The following is a 6273-nucleotide window of genomic DNA, read 5'->3' as shown; positions in this document are numbered from 1 at the left end:
CGACATCACGTAGTTTTACCTTCGCGGTTTTAGGTGCATCATCGCGAGTACAAAGACTGATTTCGATTTCAATATCGTTCCGGTTCAATAATCCCATCATTACACCTGCTTATTGGTCAACTTGAAAATCAATGACTCATGATAGCAAGAAAAAAACAGAAGGCAGGAGATCATGAAAAGTCCCCGAAAACCGCGGCCTTTTGGTCAAAGATGGACGTTATCTGGAGACTGATAAATCAAATCCTTTTATTTTCAATGTATTGCTGTTTAATTTAACGCACCCGAGGTGTGCTTTGCATGGTAATCTCGTAGGAGGATTTTTACTTGTGGATAAAGCTGGTTGTGCCCGGTATCCGCTATTGTTTCTTTGAGGTGTAGTCATCAAGTGGGCATAAAAAATAAAAATAACATATAAATTAATTTATTAAGTTGATACACAAGGGGCAATCGGCCCCTTGGATCAATCAGAGAGCAAATTATTCTTCTTCATCGAGTTGCAGTGCAACATAGAGCAGCAAACGATCATCAAAGTTGCCCAAATCCAGCACGGTCAGTTCGGAAATATGGTTCAGGCGATATTCAAGCGTATTGCGATGGATAAACAGCGCCTTAGCCGTAGCGCCCGGCTGAACGTTATTGCGAAACCAGACGTTAAGCGTACGTCGCAACAAACCATTGCCGTACATCGCTTTCAGTTTTGCCAACGGACGAACCAGTTCATTGGCCTGCCAGCCACCGCGCAGACTATCGAGCCACACTGGCAGCATTAAATCCTGATAGTAGTAGCAACGTTGACTGGGCATCCGCTGTTTCCCAACGCCCATGGTGGTACGCGCAGTACGGTAAGAACGCGCAATGCTGCCCTGCCCGGTAAAATAGTTACCCAACGCCATCCGTACCCGCAGGCGGCCGCTCTCGGTCATGCGGGAGAACAGGTTATCTACGCGACGTCGATGTTTCCACCATCCGGTGCCAGAATCGCGGTGTTCAGACCGATAAGCTCACCATTAAGGTTAACCAGCGCCCCGCCCGAGTTGCCTCGGTCGATCGCGGCATCGGTCTGGATAACGTTTTCATAATTCTCGATATTCAGCCCACTGCGCCCTAACGCCGAAACAATACCGGACGTCGCCGTTTGGCCTAAGCCGTAGGGGTTGCCGATCGCCACTGTATAGTCACCCACCCGTAACTGATCGGAATCGGAGATCTTGATGGAGGTCAGATTTTTAAAATCAATCAGTTGAATCAAGGCAACGTCGGTACGCGGGTCTTTGCCAATCACTTTGGCATCATACTTACGCCCATCGTAAAGCCGTACCTGAATCTTGTCCGCGTTGTCGACCACGTTGTTATCGGTTACCACATAGCCTTTCTCCGCGTTGATCACCACACCAGAGTCTAATGCCTGGAAGTTCTCACGTTTTGCGGGCGCGCCCTCTTCCCATTTGTCTTCAGCCCCCTAGCAAATTGGGGAGTTTTGGAAGGGTGAACCCTCCTGACAGAACGGCGAATTCTCACCGAAGAAAGGCTGCATCTGCTGCGGAATATTGCTGCGCTTGACGTCGGTATGCCCTTCAATGGAGATGCTGACGACGGAAGGCATCACTTTCTCAAGCATCGGAGCCAGATTTGGCATCTGGCTGGATGTCGATACTACCGCCTCAGTCGCCGCGCGCTGGACCAAACATAAGCAAGTATGGAGCCTCTTTACATAAATTGTTATTCCGCCGCTATCAGCCGCCGGTACTCGTCGTAAGCGTAAAGATCTGTCATTCCACTGATATAATCTTGAATCAATCGCGCCCGATAATAGTATTCCCAAATCTCCTGTTCCTCACAAAACAGTGCCGAGAGTTGGAGCGTGGCTTCACGATAGGCCAGACAATGTTTGCTGGAAAGCTTGTGGTAGAGCCGGGTTTCTATGGGATAGTGCGGATGCGTATCGTCATTCACCATTTGGCTGAACGCGTCATAAGACATTTCCAGCAGCGGATGATAGATGTCCAATAGCCCCCCGATCACGCGATAGCCTTGCAGTTCCAGCTTTTCGACTTCTGCGTTATTAAACACATAGTTGCGCGCAACCTCTTTGAACACCCTCAACAGTTTAGCCTGTGCGCCCTTGTCTTCCAGCAGCGCCTCATCAAAAGCGCCAGCGTAAATCGCAGGCAAATTTTTGATAAAACGATGCGTCGCGTAAGGCACCAGCTTAGCCACCGTATTGACGCGCAACTGCATAAAAAATTGATCGTCGGTGCTGCGCCAGCGGTGCCGTTTTCGACTTTCATAAGCCTGCTCTACGGTTTTGGCAAACAGATCCGAGGGATCGAACGTGCCCCAGGTTTGGCGTAGGTACAGATAAAGCTGTTCGGTGGTAAGGATCTCTTTTTCTACCGCATCCTCCAGATCGGCGACGCAGTAAGAGATGTCGTCCGCGGCTTCCATGATGTAGGTGAGCGGAAAGCGATGGTATTCTTCCAGCGACAATTCCTGGCGCAAATCGGTAACAAAATCCTGTTCAGAAAGGTAATAGCCCGGCTTTTTCATCATATAGCGGTAGGTATCGGGCACCTCGCCGACCCAATACGCTGGCCGGGTATATTTGAGAATACAGCCTACCTGGCTGTAGGTGAGATTCAGTTTAAGCAGCGTATGCACCAAACGAATCGCTTGTGCATTGCCTTCGAAATGGCTGAGATCCTGTCGCACCTGACGCCGCAATGCATCATGCGCATCGCCTTTCAGCCGCAGGGCTTCAACCTGACAAGCATCATCACGCGACAATGCATCATCCTGAATATAAGCGGCATCCAACCGTTTTCTAAACCAGTTGTTGATAGCGGATTCACCAAAATGGCCAAAGGGCGGGTTGCCGATGTCATGCATCAGGCAGGCCATTTCTACCATGCTTTCAAAGGGCGTCTGCCACAGGGACAGGCCAAGGGCGTCCAGTCGGTTTTCGCCTTTTATTCGCACCAGAATATCTTTGGCGATGTAGCGACCGATCTGCTGCACTTCCATAGAGTGCGTCAGCCGCGAACGCACGGCGGCGTTACGCTCCAGCGGAAATACCTGCGTCTTCTGTTGTAAACGGCGGATCGCGGCAGAGTTGATGATACGCCCCCTATCACTTTCGAACAGGCGGACGATGTCATATTCGCTCTCCGCGGTGATAGGTTTGCTCAGAGGCCGCTGAACGCTGAATTTCTTTGAAAAATCGATACCGGACATCCCCTTCCCCCTTTACCGCCGCCAAAATCACGCCTGGGTTCCATTTCACCCCGTTAGCCATGATAGACTACACAACACAGACTATGGCTAACTATTCGAAATTTTGTGGTGAATCTTATGAAAGTCGGCATCATCGGGGCCATGGAACAAGAAGTGACGATCCTGCGCGATCGCATCGAAAACCTCAGTACCTTCGCACGCGCCGGATGCGAAATCTACAGTGGGTGGCTGAACGGTGTCGAAGTGGCGCTGTTAAAATCCGGTATTGGCAAGGTTTCCGCGGCGATGGGCACCACGCTGCTGTTGGAACATGCTCGTCCTGACATCGTCATCAACACCGGTTCTGCGGGCGGTCTGGCACCGACCCTGAACGTCGGCGATATAGCGGTATCCAGTGAAGCGCGCTATCACGATGCCGATGTCACCGCCTTCGGTTATGAAGCGGGCCAGATGGCAGGTTGCCCGGTGGCGTTTCCCGCCGATACATCCCTTATTGCGCTGGCCGAGCGCGCCATAGTGTCTCTGCAATTGAATGCGGTTCAGGGGCTGATTGTCAGTGGTGATGCGTTTATCAACGGTGCAGAACCGCTTGCTCGCATCCGTCGCACCTTCCCACAGGCCGTCGCGGTCGAAATGGAAGCCACGGCAATCGCTCACGTTTGCCATCAGTTCGGTGTGCCTTTCGTCGTAGTACGCGCCATTTCCGATGTGGCAGACAAAGCCTCTCACCTGAGTTTTGACGAGTTTCTGGCCGTGGCGGCACAGCAATCATCACGCATGGTGAGCGCCATGTTGCAAGATCTCGCCGGAAAAGCCTGATGCGCGTTCGCGGGCTCTCTCTTCTGGCAATACTGTGTCTGCTCATGGCCGGGCTTGCCAACGCAGACGCTGTCGCCCAGCGCATTATCGCTCTGGCTCCCCACGCTACGGAGCTGGCCTTCGCCGCTGGCATGGGCGATCAGGTGATTGGCGTGAGTGCCTGGTCAAACTACCCGCCCGAAGCGCAACAGCGGGAACAGGTTACCTCCTGGCAAGGTATCAATCTGGAACGGGTGCTTGCCTTAAAGCCGGATTTGGTTCTGGCCTGGCGTGAAGGGAACCCGCAGCGACCGCTTGAGCAACTCTCAGCCTTTGGCATTCCGGTGTTGTATCTGGATCCCACCTCGCTGGAGGCAATACCGACCATTCTGGAACAGCTTGGGCAATACAGCGCGCACCCTGAGATTGCGCGACAAAATGCACAGACCTTACGCCAGCAGTTGGCTTATTTGAAAGCACGCTACGTCCATGCGTCAAAACATCAGGTATTCCTGCAAGTTGGTACACACCCGCTGTTCACGTCAGGCAAACAGTCGTTGCAAAACCAGGTACTCTCCCTGTGTGGCTGCGTCAATGTTTTCGATGACAGCAAGGTGCCCTGGCCACAGGTCAGTCGTGAACAGGTGTTGCGGCGCAACCCGCAGGTGATCATTACGACGTGCACCGCTGCCGATGCGGCCGCCACGCGTGATTTTTGGTCGCCGCAGTTGTCCGTGCCAATTATTACGGTAGATGAAGATTGGTTTAATCGCAGCAGCCCGCGCATGCTGCTGGCAGCCCAGTACATTTGTCAGCAACTCGCCGCCCTCCCAGCCCAGTAAACCATAGGGTAATGCCTGCGCTCGTGTAGGCATTACTGCACGCTTTTCATCCAGTTAAAAACCGGTTATCATGCTGCAAACGGCTAAAACGCAACCGTATAAAAACCAAAACATAACGATTTTATAGCGCACATTGTGCACTGAACCGGCAACGTTTCTTTTTAACACCAGGTAGAAAAGTGATAAAGATAAGTCTGCTTAACGCGAGCCTGTTGATGCTGGCCTGCAATACGGCGTATGCGGCAAGCACCAGCAGGCAAATCAATGTAGGGCTAAACGTGGTTGCTGTCTGTGAGGTCAAGGAAAACGCAGCCACCGCCCGCGTGGAATGCCCGAACGCAAAAGCGCTGATGCCAAAGATTACGCAAACCTCGCTAAGCGCAGGAGCTCGCACGGTAACCCATCAGGAACAGCGGCTGATCACGATTGAGTGGTGATGGCGCAGGTTGGTTTATTCGGCCCGTTAAAACAAAAAACCGCGTTGAAGAACGCGATTTTTTCGATATCAGCGGTAGGATAATCAGATACTGAAAGAAGAGCCGCAGCCACAGGTGCTTTTCGCATTCGGGTTAGTGACCACGAAGCGCGAACCTTCCAGACCTTCCGTGTAATCCACAGAACCACCGACCAGATATTGCAGACTCATCGGGTCTACCACCAGCGCCACGCCCTGTTTCTCAATGGTCATGTCACCGTCGTTAATTTTATCATCGAAAGTGAAACCGTATTGGAAGCCGCTACAGCCGCCGCCGGTGATGTAAACGCGAAGTTTCAGCTCCGTGTTCTCTTCATCAGCAATCAGGACTTTCACCTTTTTTGCCGCAGCATCAGTGAATTGCAGCGGAACAGCCATTACTTCATCGCTCATTGTCGTACTCCCAGCTTGTCTTTTATTGGGCGGCGCACTCCGTTCGCCTTATCCCAATCATACGCTCATTATCCAACAGCGGGAAACAAGGTTCAAGGTTTGGCCTTGCGTTCATTTTCCGCACGCTGCTCTAACGCATTCTGCCGCCACAGCGTTCGTGCCAAAATAGCAGAGCGGTTGTCCGCCTAGAAACTACGCCATTAACGTCGCCCCCAGGCAGGTGATGATCATGGGCAGAATCAGCTGATAGTTATCCGTCATTTCCAGCACCAGCACAATTCCGGTCAATGGGGCGCGTACTGAAGCCGCAAACAACGCGCCTATTCCTGCAATGGCAAAGGTGCCAGCACCTAATGCATAGTCAGGAAATACGCCGTGCAATATCAGCCCGTAGGTCGTGTATTCAATGAGTTGATGTAGCATCAAACGTAGTACTCGCGTTCGATGTAAGTACCGATGATCCTATCGTGCATTTCGGATGATTTTGAATATCCGAGCGTCTTGCTATTGAGCCGTTGCAATCGGTTACGCAGT

6 protein-coding genes and 2 pseudogenes are annotated in these 6273 nt (G+C 51.9%); 3 read left to right on the top strand and 5 right to left on the bottom strand.

Annotated elements, in window-relative coordinates; translation table 11 throughout:
* Positions 1–476 precede the first annotated feature (476 nt).
* Positions 477–1651, bottom strand: a pseudogene (locus QZ506_RS05525) (trypsin-like peptidase domain-containing protein); the annotation flags it as partial.
* Positions 1652–1719: 68 nt separating this feature from the next.
* Entirely contained in the window at positions 1720–3231 is a 1512-nt protein-coding gene (dgt, locus tag QZ506_RS05520; protein WP_291969626.1) for a dGTPase, read from the bottom strand.
* A 117-nt stretch (positions 3232–3348) separates the two neighbouring features.
* Between dgt and mtnN the strand changes: the two genes are divergently transcribed.
* The 3 genes from mtnN to QZ506_RS05505 all read left to right on the top strand — a co-directional run bounded on the left by mtnN (position 3349) and on the right by QZ506_RS05505 (position 5308).
* Complete coding sequence (mtnN, locus tag QZ506_RS05515) at positions 3349–4050, top strand: 5'-methylthioadenosine/S-adenosylhomocysteine nucleosidase (protein WP_291969630.1); 702 nt, start codon at positions 3349–3351, stop codon at positions 4048–4050.
* Positions 4050–4871, top strand: a complete 822-nt coding sequence (btuF, locus tag QZ506_RS05510; RefSeq protein WP_291969625.1) for a vitamin B12 ABC transporter substrate-binding protein BtuF — start codon at positions 4050–4052, stop codon at positions 4869–4871. The genes mtnN and btuF overlap by 1 nt, the downstream gene beginning before the upstream one ends.
* A gap of 179 nt (positions 4872–5050) precedes the next feature.
* Positions 5051–5308: a hypothetical protein gene (locus QZ506_RS05505; protein ID WP_291969623.1), complete on the top strand. Its 258-nt coding sequence runs from the start codon at positions 5051–5053 to the stop codon at positions 5306–5308.
* 83 nt (positions 5309–5391) lie between these two features.
* Here QZ506_RS05505 and erpA read toward each other — a convergent pair whose 3' ends face one another.
* The 3 genes and pseudogenes from erpA to QZ506_RS05490 form a co-directional block, all read right to left on the bottom strand.
* Positions 5392–5739 (bottom strand): iron-sulfur cluster insertion protein ErpA, encoded by a 348-nt coding sequence (erpA, locus tag QZ506_RS05500; protein ID WP_291969621.1) that lies wholly within the window; start codon positions 5737–5739, stop codon positions 5392–5394.
* A gap of 92 nt (positions 5740–5831) precedes the next feature.
* A pseudogene (locus QZ506_RS05495) lies at positions 5832–6108 on the bottom strand (chloride channel protein); the annotation flags it as partial.
* Positions 6109–6161: 53 nt separating this feature from the next.
* A partial coding sequence (locus QZ506_RS05490; protein WP_291969628.1) for an IS1 family transposase occupies positions 6162–6273 on the bottom strand: 112 nt, incomplete at its 5' end.

The sequence above is a fragment of the Candidatus Symbiopectobacterium sp. genome, assembly GCF_020054415.1.
GTDB lineage: Bacteria > Pseudomonadota > Gammaproteobacteria > Enterobacterales > Enterobacteriaceae > Symbiopectobacterium.
This window is presented reverse-complemented; position numbering and strand designations above follow the sequence as displayed.

Coding starts and splice junctions, on each gene's coding strand:
- dgt (WP_291969626.1), bottom strand. CDS start 3,231: ATGTCCGGTATCGATTTTTCAAAGAAATTCAGCGTTCAGCGGCCTCTG.
- erpA (WP_291969621.1), bottom strand. CDS start 5,739: ATGAGCGATGAAGTAATGGCTGTTCCGCTGCAATTCACTGATGCTGCG.
- mtnN (WP_291969630.1), top strand. CDS start 3,349: ATGAAAGTCGGCATCATCGGGGCCATGGAACAAGAAGTGACGATCCTG.
- btuF (WP_291969625.1), top strand. CDS start 4,050: ATGCGCGTTCGCGGGCTCTCTCTTCTGGCAATACTGTGTCTGCTCATG.